The sequence below is a fragment of the Litchfieldella anticariensis FP35 = DSM 16096 genome (genome assembly GCF_000409775.1).
In the GTDB taxonomy this organism is placed as follows: domain Bacteria; phylum Pseudomonadota; class Gammaproteobacteria; order Pseudomonadales; family Halomonadaceae; genus Litchfieldella; species Litchfieldella anticariensis.
In genome coordinates this window covers 156,206-175,019 of sequence record NZ_KE332377.1, presented here as the reverse complement: position 1 = coordinate 175,019, position 18,814 = coordinate 156,206, and the positions used below count along the sequence as shown (strand labels likewise).

The 18,814-nt window shown below is 59.3% G+C and carries 19 protein-coding genes; 2 read left to right on the top strand and 17 right to left on the bottom strand.

What is annotated here, in order from left to right; translation table 11 throughout:
- Nucleotides 1-16: 16 nt before the first annotated feature.
- The 8 genes from pabC to L861_RS00765 all read right to left on the bottom strand — a co-directional run bounded on the left by pabC (nt 17) and on the right by L861_RS00765 (nt 6,288).
- Complete coding sequence (pabC, locus tag L861_RS00800; RefSeq protein ID WP_016414622.1) at nt 17-841, bottom strand: aminodeoxychorismate lyase; 825 nt, start codon at nt 839-841, stop codon at nt 17-19.
- Nucleotides 842-857: 16 nt separating this feature from the next.
- Entirely contained in the window at nt 858-2,096 is a 1,239-nt protein-coding gene (gene fabF, locus L861_RS00795; protein WP_016414621.1) for a beta-ketoacyl-ACP synthase II, read from the bottom strand.
- Nucleotides 2,097-2,334: 238 nt separating this feature from the next.
- Complete coding sequence (gene acpP, locus L861_RS00790) at nt 2,335-2,568, bottom strand: acyl carrier protein (protein WP_016414620.1); 234 nt, start codon at nt 2,566-2,568, stop codon at nt 2,335-2,337.
- A 101-nt stretch (nt 2,569-2,669) separates the two neighbouring features.
- Nucleotides 2,670-3,413 carry a 3-oxoacyl-ACP reductase FabG gene (gene fabG / locus L861_RS00785; protein WP_016414619.1) on the bottom strand — a complete coding sequence of 248 codons (744 nt, stop codon included), beginning with the start codon at nt 3,411-3,413 and terminating at the stop codon, nt 2,670-2,672.
- Between the two features lie 47 nt (nt 3,414-3,460).
- Nucleotides 3,461-4,414: an ACP S-malonyltransferase gene (gene fabD, locus L861_RS00780; protein ID WP_016414618.1), complete on the bottom strand. Its 954-nt coding sequence runs from the start codon at nt 4,412-4,414 to the stop codon at nt 3,461-3,463.
- A gap of 5 nt (nt 4,415-4,419) precedes the next feature.
- Nucleotides 4,420-5,514 (bottom strand): phosphate acyltransferase PlsX, encoded by a 1,095-nt coding sequence (plsX, locus tag L861_RS00775; protein ID WP_021029061.1) that lies wholly within the window; start codon nt 5,512-5,514, stop codon nt 4,420-4,422.
- Between the two features lie 42 nt (nt 5,515-5,556).
- Nucleotides 5,557-5,727: a 50S ribosomal protein L32 gene (rpmF, locus tag L861_RS00770; protein ID WP_016414616.1), complete on the bottom strand. Its 171-nt coding sequence runs from the start codon at nt 5,725-5,727 to the stop codon at nt 5,557-5,559.
- Between the two features lie 33 nt (nt 5,728-5,760).
- Nucleotides 5,761-6,288: a YceD family protein gene (locus tag L861_RS00765; RefSeq protein WP_016414615.1), complete on the bottom strand. Its 528-nt coding sequence runs from the start codon at nt 6,286-6,288 to the stop codon at nt 5,761-5,763.
- Nucleotides 6,289-6,436: 148 nt separating this feature from the next.
- Here L861_RS00765 and L861_RS00760 point away from each other — a divergent pair, with 148 nt between their 5' ends.
- Nucleotides 6,437-7,024 carry a Maf family protein gene (locus L861_RS00760; RefSeq protein WP_016414614.1) on the top strand — a complete coding sequence of 196 codons (588 nt, stop codon included), beginning with the start codon at nt 6,437-6,439 and terminating at the stop codon, nt 7,022-7,024.
- 92 nt (nt 7,025-7,116) lie between these two features.
- On the opposite strand, the gene sppA is transcribed toward L861_RS00760, so the two are convergent.
- Genes sppA through rluC form a run of 3 tightly spaced genes read right to left on the bottom strand, consistent with a single transcriptional unit; the run spans nt 7,117 to nt 9,891 of the window.
- The gene (sppA, locus tag L861_RS00755; protein ID WP_016414613.1) at nt 7,117-8,250 is read right to left on the bottom strand and encodes a signal peptide peptidase SppA; all 1,134 of its coding nucleotides are present in this window, start codon (nt 8,248-8,250) and stop codon (nt 7,117-7,119) included.
- Nucleotides 8,251-8,277: 27 nt separating this feature from the next.
- The gene (locus L861_RS00750) at nt 8,278-8,928 is read right to left on the bottom strand and encodes an HAD family hydrolase (protein WP_016414612.1); all 651 of its coding nucleotides are present in this window, start codon (nt 8,926-8,928) and stop codon (nt 8,278-8,280) included.
- Between the two features lie 15 nt (nt 8,929-8,943).
- Nucleotides 8,944-9,891: a 23S rRNA pseudouridine(955/2504/2580) synthase RluC gene (gene rluC / locus L861_RS00745; protein ID WP_016414611.1), complete on the bottom strand. Its 948-nt coding sequence runs from the start codon at nt 9,889-9,891 to the stop codon at nt 8,944-8,946.
- Between the two features lie 593 nt (nt 9,892-10,484).
- Between rluC and rne the strand changes: the two genes are divergently transcribed.
- Nucleotides 10,485-13,454, top strand: a complete 2,970-nt coding sequence (gene rne, locus L861_RS00740; protein ID WP_035567397.1) for a ribonuclease E — start codon at nt 10,485-10,487, stop codon at nt 13,452-13,454.
- 82 nt (nt 13,455-13,536) lie between these two features.
- On the opposite strand, the gene murB is transcribed toward rne, so the two are convergent.
- Genes murB through msbA form a run of 6 tightly spaced genes read right to left on the bottom strand, consistent with a single transcriptional unit; the run spans nt 13,537 to nt 18,813 of the window.
- Nucleotides 13,537-14,565 (bottom strand): UDP-N-acetylmuramate dehydrogenase, encoded by a 1,029-nt coding sequence (gene murB / locus L861_RS00735; protein WP_021029060.1) that lies wholly within the window; start codon nt 14,563-14,565, stop codon nt 13,537-13,539.
- The gene (locus L861_RS00730; RefSeq protein WP_016414608.1) at nt 14,562-15,038 is read right to left on the bottom strand and encodes a low molecular weight protein-tyrosine-phosphatase; all 477 of its coding nucleotides are present in this window, start codon (nt 15,036-15,038) and stop codon (nt 14,562-14,564) included. The genes murB and L861_RS00730 overlap by 4 nt, the downstream gene beginning before the upstream one ends.
- A 2-nt stretch (nt 15,039-15,040) precedes the next feature.
- Nucleotides 15,041-15,832, bottom strand: a complete 792-nt coding sequence (gene kdsB / locus L861_RS00725; RefSeq protein ID WP_016414607.1) for a 3-deoxy-manno-octulosonate cytidylyltransferase — start codon at nt 15,830-15,832, stop codon at nt 15,041-15,043.
- Nucleotides 15,825-16,034: a Trm112 family protein gene (locus tag L861_RS00720; protein WP_027947693.1), complete on the bottom strand. Its 210-nt coding sequence runs from the start codon at nt 16,032-16,034 to the stop codon at nt 15,825-15,827. The genes kdsB and L861_RS00720 overlap by 8 nt, the downstream gene beginning before the upstream one ends.
- A gap of 2 nt (nt 16,035-16,036) precedes the next feature.
- Nucleotides 16,037-17,086: a tetraacyldisaccharide 4'-kinase gene (lpxK, locus tag L861_RS00715; protein ID WP_016414605.1), complete on the bottom strand. Its 1,050-nt coding sequence runs from the start codon at nt 17,084-17,086 to the stop codon at nt 16,037-16,039.
- A complete protein-coding gene (gene msbA / locus L861_RS00710; protein WP_016414604.1) occupies nt 17,083-18,813 on the bottom strand; it encodes a lipid A export permease/ATP-binding protein MsbA in 1,731 nt (576 codons plus the stop codon). The genes lpxK and msbA overlap by 4 nt, the downstream gene beginning before the upstream one ends.
- Nucleotide 18,814 lies beyond the last annotated feature (1 nt).

Sequence of the window (18,814 nt, the reverse complement as noted above, 5' to 3'; positions counted from 1 at the left end):
TTTCCTCGACCACACCTCAGGGCTTTTCCACTTTGGGAAGCTCCGGATATCCCAGCAAACGCTGGGCCACATTCTGAAATTCGCGATGGACATCGGTCAGCTTCCATTCGACAAGAGGCTTTCCCTCGTCATTGTCTAGCCGGGTCACCGGCCATATCCCTTGTATCGAATTGCCCAGCCATAGCGCCTCCATCTCGTCAAGGTGACCAGGGCCAACATCAACTTCGAACATCGGCAACTGCTCGAGCAGTGCCTGGCGCAAGGTACCCGCGACACCGCAACGCTCGAGACGGGGTGTTTCCAGAACACCGCGTCGACGCCAGAAGATATTCATGCAAGTCGCCTCGACCAAGTGACCCTCATGATCACACAGCAATCCTTCGGCCGTCTGAGGATCGGACCATTCACGACGTGCCAACACGTTTTCGAGCCGATTCAGATGCTTGAGACCAGCAAGCATAGGTTGGATAGACAAGCGCAGTGCACAGTGGCGCACCCGAACTCCTTCCCGCCAACGCTGCTCGTTGGCCGCGAAAGGTAGGTACTGCCAGCGCAAGCGAGACTCGGGAGACGCCGGGGGAAGATAGCCTCGCCCACCGCTACCGCGTGTCAAAATCAGCTTGAACACATGTAGCCCGGGACCCGCCCGACCAGGCAAAGGGTCGAGTTCGTCGCGCGCCGGTGCAGGAATCCCCAGTCGTTGACAGCCCGCCAGTAACCGCACCATGTGGTAATCCCATAGATAGGGCTGACCGTCACGGACTAGCACTGTCTCGAACAGCCCATCTCCATAGGTCACCCCGCGGTCATCCAGAGGTAGCGGGGTGTCACCGTTCAACATGGCCCGACCTCGGGTGTCATACTCGGGTGAAGATCAACGAGCCGTTGGTGCCACCAAAGCCGAATGAATTCGACAAAGCAACATCGATCTTCATTTCCCGTGCGGTGTGCGGCACGTAGTCGAGATCGCAACCTTCCTGGGGATTGTCCAGGTTGATGGTCGGCGGCGCGATCTGATCACGGATCGCCAATACACTGAACACGGCTTCGACCGCCCCTGCAGCTCCCAACAGGTGCCCAATCATCGACTTGGTGGAGCTGACTGCCACCTTCCTTGCCGACTCACCCATGACTTTCTTCACCGCACGCGTCTCGGCCAAATCGCCAGCCGGCGTGGAGGTGCCATGGGCATTGATGTAGTCGATACGCGCGGGATCGATGCCAGCATCGCGAATGGCGTTGCTCATCGATAATGCCGCGCCACTGCCATCTTCCGGTGGTGCCGTCATGTGGAAAGCGTCATCGCTCATGCCGAAGCCGGTCAGTTCGGCATAGATCGTCGCTCCCCTGGCCTTGGCATGCTCGTATTCTTCCAGTACCAACACGCCAGCACCATCGGAGAGCACGAAGCCGTCACGGTCGCGATCCCATGGCCGGCTGGCAGCTGCCGGATCGTCATTGCGCGTCGACAATGCACGCGCAGCGGAGAAACCACCCAGTCCCAGCGGCGTAGTGGCCATCTCGGCACCGCCGCACAGCATCACATCGGCATCGCCATAGGCAATGGTACGTGCGCTGTAGCCAATGTTATGAGTACCGGTGGTACAGGCTGTGACGATCGCGATATTGGGCCCACGGAAACCATGCTGAATCGCCAGATTGCCGGAAATCATGTTAATGATCGAACCTGGCACGAAAAATGGCGAGATGCGCCGAGAGCCCCCCTTGATCATGGCATGATGGTTGTGCTCGATCATCGGCAGCCCCCCGATCCCGGAGCCTATTGCCACACCAATGCGGTGAGCGTTCTCTTCGGTGCACTCGAGCCCGGCATCCTGAATCGCCTGCGCGCCGGCGGCGACCCCATATTGGATGAACAAATCCATCTTGCGGGCATCCTTAGGATTGAGATAAGGGCTGATATCAAACCCTTTCACCGAGCCCCCGAAGCGGGTGTTGAATCCTGTGGTATCGAAATGCTCGATAGGGGCAATGCCACTCTTGCCCGCTAGGATATTGCCCCAGCTCTCCTTGACGGTATTGCCGACCGGCGTCACCAGACCGAGCCCAGTTACCACGACCCTTTTACGAGGCATCAGTTTTCCTCCCGACTTTCTGGTTGGCATTTGCCTCTGGTTTGAAAGCCATAGGCTTGCCACGATTTCGCGCATTATACCTGAACAACTCGGTTATGTGCCCCGTGTTGTCAACTCGTCGGGCCAGGCCTCTGCGCTTGCTAAAAAATGAGAGCCGCTCTGTTTCCAGAACGGCTCTCATTGCAGACACTGAGACCAGTGCTGCGTTCCGCTACGGTTGCGAACGTGACGTCACGGCTTACTGGTGAGCGTTGACGTAGTCGATCGCTTCCTGAACGGTGGTGATCTTCTCGGCTTCTTCGTCGGGGATTTCGGTATCGAATTCCTCTTCGAGCGCCATCACCAGCTCGACGGTATCCAGAGAATCCGCGCCGAGGTCCTCGGTGAAGGAAGAAGTGTTCTGGATGTCCTCTTCCTTGACGTTCAGACGTTCGGCCACAACCTTCTTCACGCGCTCTTCGATGGTGCTCATTATGTCGTCACTCCTAGTCGTACGAAATCCGCAAGCCAAAAAGCTGCGGGGTAGTTTATAGACCGCCCCTCATCGACGCAACACAAGCGTCAACCGAGCTGTCACCGCATGTTCATACCGCCATTGACCTGCAAGGTCTCGCCCGTAATGTAGCTGGCCGCATCACTGGTCAAAAAGGCCACGGCAGCAGCGATTTCTTCAGGTTGTCCCAAACGAGCCAGAGGAATTTGCGCCAACAGCGCCTGCTGCTGTGCCTCGGGCAATGCCTCGGTCATATCGGTGGCAATGAAGCCCGGCGCCACCGCATTGACGGTGATATTGCGCGACGCCACTTCACGTGCCAGGGCACGAGAAAAACCTTCCATACCAGCCTTGGCCGCAGCATAGTTGCTCTGGCCCAGGTTGCCCATGGTCGCGACCACCGAGCTGATACTGACGATACGCCCGAAGCGTGCCTTGGTCATGCCGCGCAAGCAAGCCTTGGAGACACGATAGACGGACTTGAGATTGGTATCGAGCACCGTATCCCATTCGTCTTCCTTCATCCGCATCAGCAAATTGTCGCGTGTTATACCAGCGTTATTGACGAGAATCGTCGGTGCGTCGAACTCCTCGCCAATCGATTTGATCAGCGCATCGACACTCGCCTGGTCGGTTACATCGAGCTGACGACCAGCGCCTTCGATACCCTGCTCCTTGAGATCTGCGTCAATCTTTTCGGCGCCTTGATCACTGGTGGCAGTACCGATTACCACTCGCCCTTGACGTCCCAATTCATGGGCGATGGCACGACCGATACCTCGACTGGCCCCCGTGACCAGAGCAATTCTGCGAACGCTTGTCATAGTCTGTCCTGAATGAATCTACGTCGTTGTCGGGCTGTACCGGCCCTTTATCCGTTGGCCACATCCCGAGCCAGCTCCAGTGCAGCAGCCAGACTATCCGGATCATTGACCGCCAACCCCTTGCTACCACGCGCGATGCGCTTGTTGAGCCCCGTCAGCACCTTGCCGGGACCGCATTCGATAAATACCTCTGCCCCCTGATCGACCATCGCCTCGATACAGGAAGTCCAGCGTACCGGTCGATAGAGTTGCTCGATCAAACGCGAGCGTAGCGTCTCGACATCGGCATGCGCTTGGGCGTCGACATTCTGGACCACGGTGTAGCGCGGTGGACGAATCTCAATTTTCTGCATGGCGGATGATAGACGCTCTGCTGCCGGTCGCATCAACTCACAATGCGACGGAACCGACACTGGCAAGGACAATGCACGCTTGGCCCCGGCTTCCTGACAAAGCGCAATGGCCCGCTCTACTGCTGTTTTGCTACCGGCAATCACCACTTGGCCAGGCGCATTATAGTTGACCGCAGAAACCACTTCATCTTGAGCGGCGTCCTCGCACGCCTGCTCTACCGTGGAATCGTCGAGGCCCAATATGGCAGCCATGGCACCCTGCCCTACCGGTACCGCTTCCTGCATGGCTTCACCACGCAAACGCACCAGCCGCACCCCTTCAGCGAAGGTCAACACGCCGGCACAGACCATGGCACTATATTCACCCAAACTGTGGCCCGCCATAGCCAGTGGACGCGGTCCTTCAAGCTCCTGCCACACTCGCCATACCGCGACACTGGACGTGAGCAAAGCCGGTTGCGTGCAAGCCGTAGCGTTCAACGCTTCTTCCGGTCCTTCCTGCACGACACTCCAAAGGTCGTACCCCAAGGCATCCGAGGCTTCTTCGAAGGTCGTACGCACCACACTGTAGCGTTCGGCCAGCTCCCGCATCATTCCAACCTGCTGGGAGCCCTGCCCCGGAAACACGAGGGCCAGGGATTGAGTCATGGCTATCACCTTTCACTATTGTATTCATCGGGCCGGCAGACTTCGGCTCCGTCATCGCCTTGGCCACTAGTAGCGGCAACGATTGCCGGCCGGCGTCTGCCAAGTTCCGAAGCAAGACGAGCTGGCAGTGCCTGTTCCACCTCTTGGACGGCGCGCGATATGGCATAGGCAAATCCCGTAGCATCAGCTCCGCCATGGCTCTTGACCACGATGCCTCCCAACCCTAGCAGACTGGCACCATTGTAGCGCACCGGGTCGAGCTGACTTTTCAACCGGCGCAATGCAGGACGCGCCAAGACGCCGACCAGACGACTGGTCCAGTGAGCGTCAAACGTCTGCTGAACCCGATCTATCAGCATTCGAGCCAAACCTTCGCTGGCCTTGAGCACCGCATTGCCGACGAATCCGTCGCAAACCACCACATCGACATCACCAGAGAAAATGCCGTTGCCCTCGACGAACCCTCGATAGTCGAGATCATTGGCTCGGCGTAGCAACGCATCGGCCTGACGCACACTAACCGTTCCTTTGGTGCCTTCGACGCCCACATTCAACAGCGCCACCCGTGGCGCCAACATCCCATCGACCTCACGTGCCATGACATCGCCCATCAGAGCGAAATCCACCAGTCGCTCGGCACTGGCTTCGACATTGGCACCGAGGTCCAGCAGATAGCAGCGTCCACCAAGACGTGTGGGTATCGCCGTACTGATCGCAGGACGCGGCACTTCGGCAACCATTCCCAGCGCTCGTCGCGCCAACGCCATCAGGGCCCCGGTATTGCCGGCACTAACCCCGGCATCGGCCTCTCCTCGTGCCACACAATCGAGCATCATCGCAAGGCTCGAGCCACGAGGCGCACGCAACGCACTCGAGGGCCTCATGGTCTCGGTAATGATCGATGGTGAATGCTGCAGGGAGAGACGTGATAGAACGGTAGCCAGCGAGCTCGGCAAGGTTTCGACCGCACGTTCCAGCTCGACTTGGCGGCCAAACAACCGCACTTCAAGCTGGGGATGCGCAAAAAGAGCGCGAGCGGCTCCCATAACGGTGGCGCGGGGACCCACGTCCCCGCCCATCGCATCGATGGCGAGTCGCACGTTCAGCGTCAGCTATCGAGCGCCGCCAGCAAGGTCATCGACTCAAACGTCGATGACCTTGCGACCACGATAGAAGCCATCCGGTGACACATGGTGGCGCAGGTGAGTGGTACCGGTCTCCTTGTCCTGGGACAGGGTCGGTGCGGAAAGAGCGTCGTGGCTACGGCGCATACCGCGCTTGGAACGGGTCTTGCGGTTCTGTTGAACTGCCATGAGATATCACTCCAGAGTGAATCGACATTGAATTCAGGATTTACCTTTCAAGGTACGTAACACCTCGAAGGGATTCGCAGCAGGCTTCTCCGAGTCTTCGGCCTCCGCCCCGCTGGTCAGCTGGTCGCGTGAAACGCCGCACTGCGTCTCATCGTGGTAAATCACCTGGGGCAGGCTGAGGATCAACTCATCCTCCAGCACGGACAGGAGATTCAGCTGTTCGTTTTCCACCAGTACTGGCTCGTGGGTGCTTGGCAGTTCTGCTGCCAAAGTATCATCCGTGACCACCCCCAGCAGAAAATGACTCTCGATCTGCACAGGCATCGGCTCCAGACAGCGACGACATGGCAGTTGCACCTCGGCTTCGAGCCAGCCCTCTATGACGCGCCGACCTTGAGTGTCGATACCAAAATCGAGTCGCACTCGACAATCGCCCTCCTGTACGCCGGCATCCAGTGCCAAGCGCTCGAAGGACTCAAGCGCCACCAGGCCCTCGAGACGTTCATTCTGGGCGGCGAGCCGATAAGGCTCGACCTGTAATGGGAGTCGTGTGGTCAACATAGGCGCGCAATGATAGGCACTCCCCCGCCCTCTGTCAAAGCAACCATCGCACTGTACAATCACAGCCGCCACAAGGCAGACTTTACCAGCGTCGCCGCCGGGCTTGATGGATGCCCTCGGCACCTGGCCATCAGGGAGGAAGTCCCCCATGACATCACTGGTTCTCGCTTCGGGGTCTCGCTGGCGCCGCCAACTGCTCGACCGTCTCGGATTACCCTACGTCTGGGCTAGTCCCGATGTCGACGAAGCCCCACGCCCTGGCGAATCGCCCGAAGCTCTGGTACATCGTCTGGCGCTGACCAAAGCCAGCCGGCTGGCTGACGACTACCCCGCTCACTTGATCATCGGTGCCGACCAAGTCGCGGTCTTCGATGACGAGATTCTCGGCAAACCCGGGAACGAAACCGTCGCTCGCGCTACCCTGGCCCGCTTTTCCGGTCAACGTGTCCGCTTTCTCACCGGTCTGGCATTGCTCGATACGAGCCAGGGCCTGCATCGCGTCAGCCACGAATACTATGACGTGGTATTCCGCCGTCTCAGCGAGCGCGAGATAGACAATTACGTGTCTCGCGAACAACCGCTAGACAGTGCCGGCAGCTTTCGTATGGAAGGCCTGGGCATCGCCCTGTTCGAAAAACTCGAAGGAGACGACCCCAACACTCTGATCGGTCTCCCCCTGATTCGCTTGTGCAAACTACTGCGCGAAGCCGGCCTCGACCCGCTCGCCGAGCCGTAAGCCTACGCAATCCAGGCCTCGCGCTGCAGGCACCGAGCTGCGAACGCCACAGCGCCCGTAGCCCGTAGCGATCATGCCGTGCCCAGCAATCGCTAATAAACCTGATAGCGTACCGGTGATTGGCTACGGGGCACACCCAGCCATTCGGCTGCCACCCGACCGAATTGACGCGACAAACGTTCGAAGGGATCAAGCTGCGGCGTATAATCACGCAGACGCGGCTCCTCCAAGCGTTCGCGTGCCAGCCCATCCAGCGTATTGATGCCATCAACCAACCCCAGCTCAACGGCTTGCTCGCCGGTCCAGATCAACCCTGAGAACAACCGCTCGTCATTGGTCAGACGCTCGCCCCGCCCCTCTTTCACGGCATCGATGAACTGGCGGTGAGTGGTATCCAACACCTGCTGCCAGAACTCACGCTGCTGTGGCGCGATGGACGAAAACGGGTCCAGAAACGCCTTGTTGTCGCCAGCGGTGAAGATCCGACGCTCCACTCCTAGGCGCTCAATGGCTTCCTCCAGACCAAAACTGGAAAAGACCACACCAATGGAACCCACCAGACTCGAGGGTGCGCTAATGATCTCGTCAGCGGCAGACGCGATATAGTAGGCACCGCTGGCACCGACATCCTCGATCACTGCGATGATCGGTTTATCGCCCCTGTCACGCAGCCGCATGATCTCCCGATAGACACGCTGAGACTGTACCGGGCTTCCACCTGGGCTATTGATGTGCAGCACGACGGCACGGGTACTCTCACTCTCCCATGCTCGCCCAAGACCTTCGATGATACGTTCGGCATTGGCTGGCGACTCACTGTCAATGACACCCTCGACCTTCACCACACCGAGGTGAGGAGCCGAGGGAATCGATGGCTGAGCCGCCGAATACAGACCATAGGCAGTCGTGATCAGCAACGCTAGAATCAACGCCGCAAAGAAGAAGCGGAAAAACAGCTTCCAGCGACGCGAGCGACGCTGCTCGACGAGCACACCATCTATCCAACGATCCATCATGGCGAGTTGGGCCAACCGCTGGCGCTCACGCAGCGTCTCGGCATCATCGCCAGCATGCTCATCGCTGCCAAGTTCGGCATCGCGTGCCTCGCGCCGTCGCTTCTCCTCCTCGGCGCTCACTTGAGGGCCTTGCGTCCACTTGTCATAGTCATTGCCATTATCGTTGCCACTGTCATTGCCGTGGCCATCCTGATGCTTGTCGTCACTCATGGCATCCTGCTCGCAGTGAAAATCGGGTCAGTGGTGCAGCCAATCGATCAAGTCGGAAAAGCTGTCGGCGACGAAGGTAGGCTGGCTTTGCATCAGCCGGTTGGTGGCATGTACGCCATAAGTCACCGCCACCCGGTCCATGCCCAATACGCGGGCCATATCCAGATCGTATTCGGTATCGCCCACCATCAATGCCTCCCCCACCTCGACGCCAAGTTCATCGAGGAGTTCCTCTAGCATCTGGGGGTGCGGCTTCGAGCGCGTCTCATCGGCAGTGCGGCTGGCATGGAACCAGACACCACTGCCATTGGCCGCAAACACCCGCTCCAAGCCACGACGGCTCTTGCCAGTTGCCACTGCCAAACGCTGCTCGGGATTTTCCCGCAGCCGGGCAATACCCTCCTCAACACCGGGGAAAAACGCCACTGGTTCTTGGTCGGCAGTCACGAAGTGATGCGAGTATCGCTCGCGTAGCACGAGGGCGCGGTCGTCATCGATGCCTGGGCACATCCTTGCAATGGCTTCAGGAAGTCCCAATCCAATGATATCGCATACACTTTCCCGACTTAGCTCATTCCAGCCGATGTCGCGGGCCGCCGCCTGCATACAGGTGACGATTCGTGATTCGGAGTCCATCAAGGTACCGTCCCAATCGAAAATCACCAATCGGTAGCGCATTGCATCTCCTAGCCATCAGACTTGCTGGCGCGCCCTAGCCAGGGCCGCGTTCAGTTCATCACCCAACGGGGCCTTGATATGGACCGGCCGACCGCTGGTCGGTTCAGGAAAGGTCAGCGACACGGCGTGCAGGAACAACCGAGAGAGCCCAAGACGCTCGGCCAGCCGCTGCCCCTCGCGAGAGCCGTACTTGTCATCGCCCAGCAGTGGATGACCCGCATGGGCGGCATGCACACGAATCTGGTGGGTGCGGCCAGTCACCGGTTCGGCTTCCACCAAGGTGGCCCCGACGAACGCCTCACGCACCGCGAAACGTGTTCGCGACACCTTGCCTTGCGGGTCCACCCGCACCCGTCGCTCACCATTGCCGGCCTCGAAACGCTCGAGTCGTGCACTGACATAATCACGCCGCACCGGCCAACGCCCTGCTACCAGCGCCAGATATTGCTTCTGCATCTGGTGCTGCTTGAGGGCATCATTGAGCGCCAGTAACGCCGGCCGAGTCTTGGCCAGCAGCAGACATCCCGACGTATCACGATCTAGCCGATGTACCAATTCAAGAAAGTCAAGATCCTCACGCACCTGACGCAACGCCTCGATCAAGCCAATCTTGACTCCGCTTCCCCCATGCACCGCCAACCCGGACGGCTTGTTGACCACCAGCCAGTCGGGACCTTCGACCAGCACACTGCCAGCCAGCAGATTACGCAGATTGTCACTGACCTCGCGCACTGCTTCCTCTGGTGCCAAGCGCAACGGCGGAATACGCACCAGATCGCCAACCACCAGCCGGTAGTCGACCTTGACGCGCTTCTTGTTGACACGGACTTCCCCTTTGCGAACGATCCGGTAAATCAAGGATTTGGGAGCACCCTTCAAACGGGTACGCAAGAAGTTGTCGATTCGCTGGCCGTCCTGCCCTTCGGCAACCTCGACCCACTGTACGTTACGCCCTTCGGCCATACCCATTCCTCATTACCGATCCTGCAAAGAAACGCATTCTACCGCAGAGTGGTGACATCTGCGCCAATTGCTGCTCATCCCTATTACTGGTATATTTCCAGCTCGCTCAAATGGGCAACAAGTGCCCGGAAAATGCGCCTGCACGGCTGACACGCAGGCCAGAGCGACGAATAAGGCCGCTACGACGGGCAATGTGAAGCCCGTCAAAGTGCCAGCAGCAAGTGAAACGATATAGAACGAGAGAACGCCACGCCCGGACCACGAGTCGTCCGTCAAGATGTCGGGCAACCCGCAGGCCACGGGGACTTTTAACACCGTGCCGGAGGCCGGCGTTGGCGAATCGATGAATGCCAGGTGTCTGGCGGTTGACCGCAGGGCCGGATGGACAGGTGACGTCCGCCGAAACATGTTCTGCCGCCGCCGCGTACTCAACATGATCATGACGTGGTCGTGGCTGCTTCGTGCCACACGATCACGTCCGGGCGCTGTACCGCATCCGCGACATGCGCTGAGCACAAGCACGCAGCACCAGAGGTTCGCCTTCGTCGACGCACACAGTCCGCCTTCCGGCGCGACTCAGTTAGCGAGACAACATGAAACGGATGCTCATCAATGCGACCCAGCCAGAAGAGCTGCGTGTCGCGCTGGTCGATGGACAACGCCTATACGACCTGGACATCGAATCCGGTGCCCGGGAGCAAAAAAAAGCCAATATCTATCGCGGTAAGATCACTCGAGTCGAACCCTCCCTCGAAGCTGCTTTCGTTGACTTCGGTGCCGACCGTCATGGATTCCTGCCGCTGAAGGAAATCTCCCGCGAGTATTTCGTCAAGGAACCTAGTGGACGCCCCAATATCAAGGAGGTCCTCAAGGAAGGCCAAGAAGTCATCATCCAGGTCGACAAGGAGGAGCGTGGCAACAAAGGGGCCGCCTTGACGACCTTCATCAGTCTGGCTGGCCGCTTTCTGGTATTGATGCCCAATAATCCACGGGCTGGGGGTATTTCACGCCGCATCGAAGGCGAGGAACGCGCCCAGTTGAAGGAAGCCATGGGCCAACTGACCTTGCCCGACAAGATGGGCGTCATCGTCCGCACGGCAGGTATTGGCCGCAATCCCGAAGAATTGCAATGGGACCTCGACTATCTGGTCCAAGTATGGGAATCGATCACTGAAGAAGCCGGCAAACGCCCCGCCCCCTTCCTGATCTACCGTGAGTCCAACGTCATCATTCGCGCCATGCGCGACTATCTCCGCCAGGATATTGGTGAAGTACTGATCGATAGCTCCGAGATACACGAGGAAGCCTTGAGCTTCATTCGTCAGGTCATGCCGTCGTACCAGCAAAAGATCAAGCTCTACGCCGACGAAGTCCCGCTATTCTCGCGCTTCCAGATCGAATCGCAGATCGAGACCGCTTATCAACGCGAAGTCAAATTGCCCTCCGGCGGTTCCATCGTTATCGACCATACCGAAGCGCTGGTTTCCATCGACATCAACTCGGCTCGCGCCACTCGTGGCAGCGATATCGAGGAAACCGCCCTACAGACCAACCTGGAAGCCGCCGACGAAATCGCTCGCCAACTTCGCCTGCGTGACATCGGCGGACTAGTCGTCATCGACTTCATCGACATGAGCCCGGCACGCAACCAGCGCGAGGTAGAGAACCGCGTGCGTGATGCGCTCAAGCTCGATCGCGCTCGGGTACAGATCGGGCGCATCTCACGCTTCGGATTGATGGAAATGTCGCGCCAGCGCTTGCGCCCCTCTCTGGGTGAAACCAGCGGGGTAGTCTGCCCGCGCTGCGATGGCCAAGGCACCATTCGCGACGTCCGTTCACTGTCGTTGTCGATCATGCGCCTGCTCGAAGAAGAGGCCATGAAGGAGCGCAGCGCCCAGATTCGCGCCATCCTGCCCGTGCCGGTAGCCACCTATCTGCTCAACGAAAAGCGCAGCGTGCTTGCCGAGATCGAGCGCCGCCAAGGGGTCCGGTTGGTAATATTGCCCAGCCCCGAAATGGACACACCGCACTACGATGTCCAACGCCTGCGAGATGACCATCTCGGCGACGAGGATATCGACAAATCGAGCTTCGAGCTATCCACCGAGACCGAGATCGGCAAAGAGCCCGATGCCAGCTTCGAAAAGCCCGCACAGCGTGCCGAGGCGGCAGTCAAGAGTGTGGTTCACAATGCTCCAGCCCCCGCTTCGCTACAGGAGGAAACCCCTCCAGTGGAAAGCAAGGCACCGGCCAGTGCCACTCAGAGCGCAGGCACCCTATCGCGTCTCGTCAAGGGAATCGCCAAGTTGCTCGGTGGTACCGATGACAGCCAGGCAACCCATTCCACCACAAGCCAGGAGACCCAAGCTCGCCAGAGTGGCGCTCGCCGCCAGGAGAACGAGGTACGCACTGAACGAGGTGGGCGTGGTGGTCGCAATGGTGGAGGAAGTCGTCGGGGACGCAGCGATAGCCGCGACGACACTCGCCAAGCCCGAGGCCAACGCCAGGAAGCGACACGTAGCGAAACACGTGACGCCAAAGTGAGCGAAGGTGATACCAAGCCGGAGAGCCGCGACACGGGTCGTAAGCAGGGCCGTGGTCAGCGCGGTCGCGGTCGTACCAGCGATGACAGCCAGCGTCCCCAGGATTCTCGTCAACAGGAGCTGGCTCAGACCGACAAGGTAACCACCAGCGATACGGCCACAAGCCAGGACATCGACAAGTCTGGCGGAGAAAGCAAACCCAAGCGGACTCGTAGCAATCCGCGCCAACGCACCCGCAAGCATGCGTTGAACCCCCAGGCCAAGGCAGAGCAGGAACGTCTGCAAATAGAGGCTACCAAGGCCGAACCCAAGGCTGACGAAACCCCGCCTGAGGCCAAGGCAGATACCAAGCCGGCTGTCGAGCCCAAGGCCGAGGCACCCAAGCCCGAAGCCAAGGCAGAGACCAAGCCGGCTGCCGAGTCCAAGGCCGAGGCACCCAAGCCCGAAGCCAAGGCAGACACCAAGCCGGCTGCCGAGCCCAAGGCCGAGGCACCCAAGCCCGAGGCCAAGGCAGAGACCAAGCCGGCTGCCGAGCCCAAGGCCGAGGCACCCAAGCCCGAAGCCAAGGCAGAGACCAAGCCGGCTGCCGAGTCCAAGGCCGAGGCACCCAAGCCCGAAGCCAAGGCAGACACCAAGCCGGCTGCCGAGCCCAAGGCCGAGGCACCCAAGCCCGAAGCCAAGGCAGAGACCAAGCCGTCTGCCGAGCCCAAGGCCGAAGCACCCAAGCCCGAGGCCAAGGCGGAGACCAAGCCAACTGTCGAGCCCAAGGCCGAGGCACCCAAGCCCGAAGCCAAGGCAGACACCAAGCCGGCTGCCGAGCCCAAGGCCAAGGCACCCAAGCCCGAAGCCAAGGCAGATACCAAGCCGGCTGTCGACGAGCCCAAGGCCGAAGCGGAAGCCAAAGCTACTGCGTCAGAGCCCGAGACCAAATCGGCGACTCGGCGTCGGCGTCGGGCACATAACGACCCCCGGGAAATTCGTCGTCGTGAGCAGCAGGCCAAAGCCGACGAAAGCAAGTAAGACAGAGTCGAGCACAATCGAAAACGCCCACCGCACAAAATGCGGTGGGCGTTTTCTTTTCACAACCTGCTCACGCTGACCATCAAGCGGTATCGGCAACGCCTACCAAGCGCGGTTCGCGTTCGAGACTGACACCGAAACGTTGTTGCACTCGCTTGGCGATGGCATTGGCAAACGCCAGCAATCCATGTGCATCGCCCCCCCCATGGTGCACCAGCACCAGTGCTTGTCGTTCGTGAATCCCGAAAGCACCCTCGCGGTGCCCCTTGAGCTCGCACTGGTCGATCAGCCAGCCTGCCGCCAGCTTGACACTCCCATCCTGTTGCGGAAAGTGTGGCATATGGGGATAGCGAGACAATAAGGCCTGTGCCTTGGCCGCCTCCACCAGCGGATTCTTGAAGAAACTGCCGGCGTTGCCCAACTTCAAGGGATCCGGTAACTTCTCGCGCCGCACCTGAGATACGGCTTCAGCGACCTCACGTGCCGAAGGTGACGGCCCTACACGCTTGGCCAGATCACCATAGTCCAGACGTGGCCGCGGTTGCCGGGAAAGTCTCAACACCAGCTTGGTAATCGCCACTCGGCCTTCCAGTTCTCCCTTGAAGATACTGTCGCGATAGCCGAAAGCACAGTCAGCAACGCTCAGCACGGCCTTGCGCCCGTCTTCGAGAAATACCAGATGCACGCTCTCGAGCACTTCGGCAAGTTCAACGCCATATGCCCCGATATTCTGAATCGGTGCCGCCCCACAATGCCCCGGGATCAAGGCCAGGTTCTCGATACCCCATAGTTCACGTTTGACCAAGGCCATGACCAAGGCATGCCAGTCCATACCGGCCTCGACGTGAACCCGTACCGTGTCGTCCCTCCCCTGCTCCAGCCACCAGGCGGCGAAAGTCGGCTGCACCACTAACCCCGTCAAGTATTCACCCAGGATCAGATTGCTCCCTCCACCCAGCAGTGTCAGTGGCCAATGGCGTTCGCCGGCCATTGAAATCGTCGCTGTCAATTCGTCGAGGTTAGCGGGAGCAACGAAATTTTCTGCACGACTGGGCAGACCTAGCGTGTTGGCACATGTCAGATCGCGATCCCGTTGTATATCGAGGCTCAAGACACTGCCCCCAAGCGTTGATGCAACTCAGCAACCAGACCTTCAGCCCCTGCTTCGACCAAATCCAGCACTTCCTCGAATCCTTCCTTTCCCCCGAAATAGGGATCGGGCACTGCCTGGTTCTCGTAGCCAGCGAAATCGAGAAAGAGTCCGATATACGCCCGACAGTCCGGTGGGCACCGCGCCTCGAGCGCTAAAAGATTGTCTCGGTCCATGGCCAGCAGGTAGTCGAAGCGACGGAAGTCATCGGCTTCGAGCTGTCGAGCTCGCAAACCACTCAAGTCGAAGCCGCGGCGAGCTGCCGCTGCTATTGCTCGCCGGTCTGGCGCCTTGCCTACGTGCCAGCCTCCAGTCCCACAAGAATCGACTTCGACCCGATCCGCCAGCCCAGCCTGCTCGAGTTTGTGCCGCAAGATGCCTTCGGCAGTAGGCGAGCGGCAGATGTTACCCAGACAAACCAGGAGTACGCGCATGCCTATCGCTCCTCGCCGCGACCCACGCCTAACAGTGCCCTGACTCGCGCCAGGTCCTCGGACGTGTCGACACCGGCGGGATGAGCCTCGCAGGCTACCCCTACTTGAATCCGATGCCCCTGTTGTAGGGCTCGCAACTGTTCGAGTTGCTCCAATTGTTCCAGCGGTGTTGGTGGCCAGTTACGATAGGCCGCCAGGAAACCAGCTCGATAAGCATATAAGCCGATATGGCGCAGCCAACCATTTTCCTCGAACGATGCAGAATGCGAGTCGAAGGCGTTCCGTCCCCACGCCTCTCGATGCCATGGAATAGGCGCACGTGAGAAATACAAGGCACGGCCGGCAAGGTCACGTACCACCTTGACTACGTTTGGGTTGAACAACACTTCGATATCATCGATAGGCTCGGCCAAAGTCGCGATCGAGGCTTGAGGGTCTTCAGCGAGACATCGGGCCACCTGGTCGATCAGCGCTGGCGGTAACAAAGGCTCGTCGCCCTGAACGTTGACCAGGATGGCATCCTCAGTCAAAGCCAATGACTCGGCCACCTCACTCAAGCGATCAGTACCAGTGGGATGATCGGGTCGAGTCATCAGTGCTTCTCCACCGACCGCGACTACCGCATCGCGAATGCGCACATCATCGGTAGCGACGACGACACGCGATGCCCCGCTCTGTTTGGCCTGATGCCAGACCCGTACCACCATCGGTTCGCCACCGATATCGAGCAACGGTTTGCCCGGCAAGCGGCTGGACGCGTAGCGTGCCGGAATCACGACGGTGAAGTCACTCATGCTTTGGAGCCCCCGGCGTCTTGCCTAGCTTCTCGTCGACATCCATGACCCTCGCTTCCTCTTCGAGCATCACCGGGATATCGTCACGAATAGGAAACGCCAGGCCATCGAAGTGGCACTTGAGCTCTCCACGTTCACGATCATACTTCAGCTTGCCCTGGCACAATGGGCAGACCAACATGGCCAGCAATTCCTTATCCATCATCATCTCTCCCTACTCGGGGATTGTTCTACTCGGGATATTTCCACCAGGCACTCGAGACGTCGCTCCAGCCAGTCGATGAACCTCTGCTCCGGACACGCCTCCACGTCCAGCACCCAGTAGCGCGTATCGGTTAAATCTCGACACTTCACCGCATCCTTGGCCGTCATCACCACCGGCCGATCATCGCCAAAGGCAAGGTCCTCGGCTCTGAACTCATGATGGTCGGCAAAGGGATGTGGCTCGACCTCGAATCCCAAGGCGGCCACTGTAGTGAAGAATCGCTCCGGATTCCCGATTCCAGCGACGGCATGCACCCTCCCTGAAAAGGGCTGAGCCCCGATTTCCAGCCGGGTATCGTCGACAAGCCGGCGCCAGTACCGAGGCCGCAGATGCATCTCGTAATACGGTTCCGGCAGAACCTTTCTAGAGTGGCCATTGACGATCAAGGCATCGCAACCGGTCAATCGCGACAAGGGCTCTCGGAGAGGGCCGGCGGGCAGACAATGAGCATTACCAAAGCCACGTTCGCCATCCACCACTACCAGCTCGATGTCCCGTCCCAATGCCAGATGCTGCAGCCCGTCGTCACTAATCAGGATATCGCAACCCTCCTCGAACAAGCGACGCGCCCCGCAGGGGCGCTCAGGATCGACTACCACTGGCACCCCGGTCTGCGCTGCTAGCATCAGAGGCTCATCACCGCACTCACCGACAGGTGTGTCGGCTTGTACCCGCAAGGGATAGGCATGACTTCGTCCACCGTAGCCACGCGACAGGATACCTGGTCGATACCCCTGAGCGGCCAGCCAACGCGCTAACCAAGCCACCAATGGCGACTTGCCGGTCCCGCCAAGGGTGATATTGCCGACCACGATCACCACGATCACAGGTATCGGTCCCCGCCACACCGGCTTGCGCCCCGAGGCATAGGCTCGCGTACGTGCGGCCACCACTCCTCGGTACAACCATTCCAGCGGAACCAACCCCTTGAGCCAGGCGGCATCTCGATACCAGGCCGATAACAGGCGCGAACTCAGGGTTGCCTTCACGCCGTCTCCTGGAACTGCAAACGATATAACGCTGCATAGGCCCCATCCCGCGCCAGCAGCTCGGCATGACTTCCGTGCTCGACGATTTCCCCTTGCTCCATCACCAGGATGCGATCGGCACGTTCAACAGTCGACAAGCGGTGGGCGATGACGAAAGTCGTGCGATCGCGACAGACCCTTTCCAATGCTCTTTGGATATAGCGCTCCGACTCGGTATCCAACGCCGAGGTCGCCTCATCGAGAATCAGGATCGGGGCATCCTTGAAGATCGCCCGGGCAATGGCCAGGCGCTGTCGTTGCCCCCCTGAGAGCATCACGCCATTGTCACCGACGACGGTATCGTAGCCCGCTGGAAGACGTGCGATGAACTCATCGGCATAGGCGGCGCTTGCCGCCGCTTCGATCGCTTCTCGGCTCGCGCCTGGCACACCATAGGAGATATTGTCGGCGATACTGGTATTGAACAATGTGACCTGTTGCGATACCAAGGCGATCTGACGGCGCAGTGGAGACAATCGATACTCTTCGATGGGGACGCCGTCGATGAGAATACGCCCTGCGGTCGGGCGGTAGAAACGTGGCAATAAACTGACAAGCGTTGATTTGCCACTTCCCGAACGCCCGACGATGGCAACCATCTCTCCGGGGGCAACATCAAGATCGATCCCCTTGAGCACTTCAGGTTGCTCCTCGCCATAAGCGAAGCGTATCCCCTCGAAGCGAACTCTGCCGGCAAAGCGCGGTGGCTCGCGAGTTCCTTCATCAGGCTCCCCGGGCTCTTCGAGCAAGCCAAACAGCTCACCCGAGGCGGCGATTCCCTTCTGGATGGAACTATTGATCTCAGTAAGCTGACGCACGGGTTTAGCCATCAACGAAGCTGCGGTAATGAAGGCTACGAATTCGCCTGGCGTCATATTGGCCATCAAGGCCGGTGACATGGCAAACCAAACCAATACTGCCAGCGCCAGCGCCACCAAAAGCTGGATCACCGGCGTGCTGGTGGCCTTGGTCAGTGCTTCTTTCATGCTTTGCTGACGGTTGTATTCGCTGGCGTTGGCGAAACGGCGCTTCTCATAGTCTTCAGCGCCATGGGTACGCACCACGCGATAGCCAGATAGGGCTTCCGAGGCCACGTGGGTCACATCCCCCATAGAGTGTTGGATACGCTGCGAGATGCGCCGAAACCGTTTACTGGCATAACTGACCACTCCGCCGATCAAGGGAGTCACGCCAAGAAACAACAGTGTCAACAACCAGTTGGTCCACAATAAATAGATGAGCAGGCCGATCACGAACAACCCTTCACGCAACAGGATCGTGATGGCATTGCTCGCCGCCCCCGTCACTTGCTCAACATGATAGGTCACCCGTGAGATCAGGTGGCCACTGGAGTGAGAATCGAAAAAGCGACCGGGCAAGTGCAGCATATGATCGAACACATCGCAGCGCAGTGCATGCACCACGTTACGAGCCACATTGCTCATGAAATAGGTACCAAGGAAAGTGCCTGCCCCACGGGTGGCAAACATGCCGACCACGAAGATCGGCAAGAACAGGCGAAAGGCAGCATCGGGATTTTGAATGCCGTCGATCAGCCGCTTCATCATCTCCGCCAGGGCCGTACTCGATGCCGCATAGATGCCATACCCCAATACGGCCAGCAGGAAGGACTTCCAATACGGCCTGACGTAGCCCAGCAGGCGTATGTATAGGGACCAGCCTGACATC

Excerpts from the sequence above, each read along its gene's own strand:
- pabC (WP_016414622.1), bottom strand. The coding sequence starts at position 841 with ATGTTGAACGGTGACACCCCGCTACCTCTGGATGACCGCGGGGTGACC.
- fabF (WP_016414621.1), bottom strand. The coding sequence starts at position 2,096 with ATGCCTCGTAAAAGGGTCGTGGTAACTGGGCTCGGTCTGGTGACGCCG.
- acpP (WP_016414620.1), bottom strand. The coding sequence starts at position 2,568 with ATGAGCACCATCGAAGAGCGCGTGAAGAAGGTTGTGGCCGAACGTCTG.
- fabG (WP_016414619.1), bottom strand. The coding sequence starts at position 3,413 with ATGACAAGCGTTCGCAGAATTGCTCTGGTCACGGGGGCCAGTCGAGGT.
- fabD (WP_016414618.1), bottom strand. The coding sequence starts at position 4,414 with ATGACTCAATCCCTGGCCCTCGTGTTTCCGGGGCAGGGCTCCCAGCAG.
- rpmF (WP_016414616.1), bottom strand. The coding sequence starts at position 5,727 with ATGGCAGTTCAACAGAACCGCAAGACCCGTTCCAAGCGCGGTATGCGC.
- L861_RS00765 (WP_016414615.1), bottom strand. The coding sequence starts at position 6,288 with ATGTTGACCACACGACTCCCATTACAGGTCGAGCCTTATCGGCTCGCC.
- L861_RS00760 (WP_016414614.1), top strand. The coding sequence starts at position 6,437 with ATGACATCACTGGTTCTCGCTTCGGGGTCTCGCTGGCGCCGCCAACTG.
- sppA (WP_016414613.1), bottom strand. The coding sequence starts at position 8,250 with ATGAGTGACGACAAGCATCAGGATGGCCACGGCAATGACAGTGGCAAC.
- L861_RS00750 (WP_016414612.1), bottom strand. The coding sequence starts at position 8,928 with ATGCGCTACCGATTGGTGATTTTCGATTGGGACGGTACCTTGATGGAC.
- rluC (WP_016414611.1), bottom strand. The coding sequence starts at position 9,891 with ATGGCCGAAGGGCGTAACGTACAGTGGGTCGAGGTTGCCGAAGGGCAG.
- rne (WP_035567397.1), top strand. The coding sequence starts at position 10,485 with ATGAAACGGATGCTCATCAATGCGACCCAGCCAGAAGAGCTGCGTGTC.
- L861_RS00730 (WP_016414608.1), bottom strand. The coding sequence starts at position 15,038 with ATGCGCGTACTCCTGGTTTGTCTGGGTAACATCTGCCGCTCGCCTACT.
- kdsB (WP_016414607.1), bottom strand. The coding sequence starts at position 15,832 with ATGAGTGACTTCACCGTCGTGATTCCGGCACGCTACGCGTCCAGCCGC.
- L861_RS00720 (WP_027947693.1), bottom strand. The coding sequence starts at position 16,034 with ATGGATAAGGAATTGCTGGCCATGTTGGTCTGCCCATTGTGCCAGGGC.
- msbA (WP_016414604.1), bottom strand. The coding sequence starts at position 18,813 with ATGTCAGGCTGGTCCCTATACATACGCCTGCTGGGCTACGTCAGGCCG.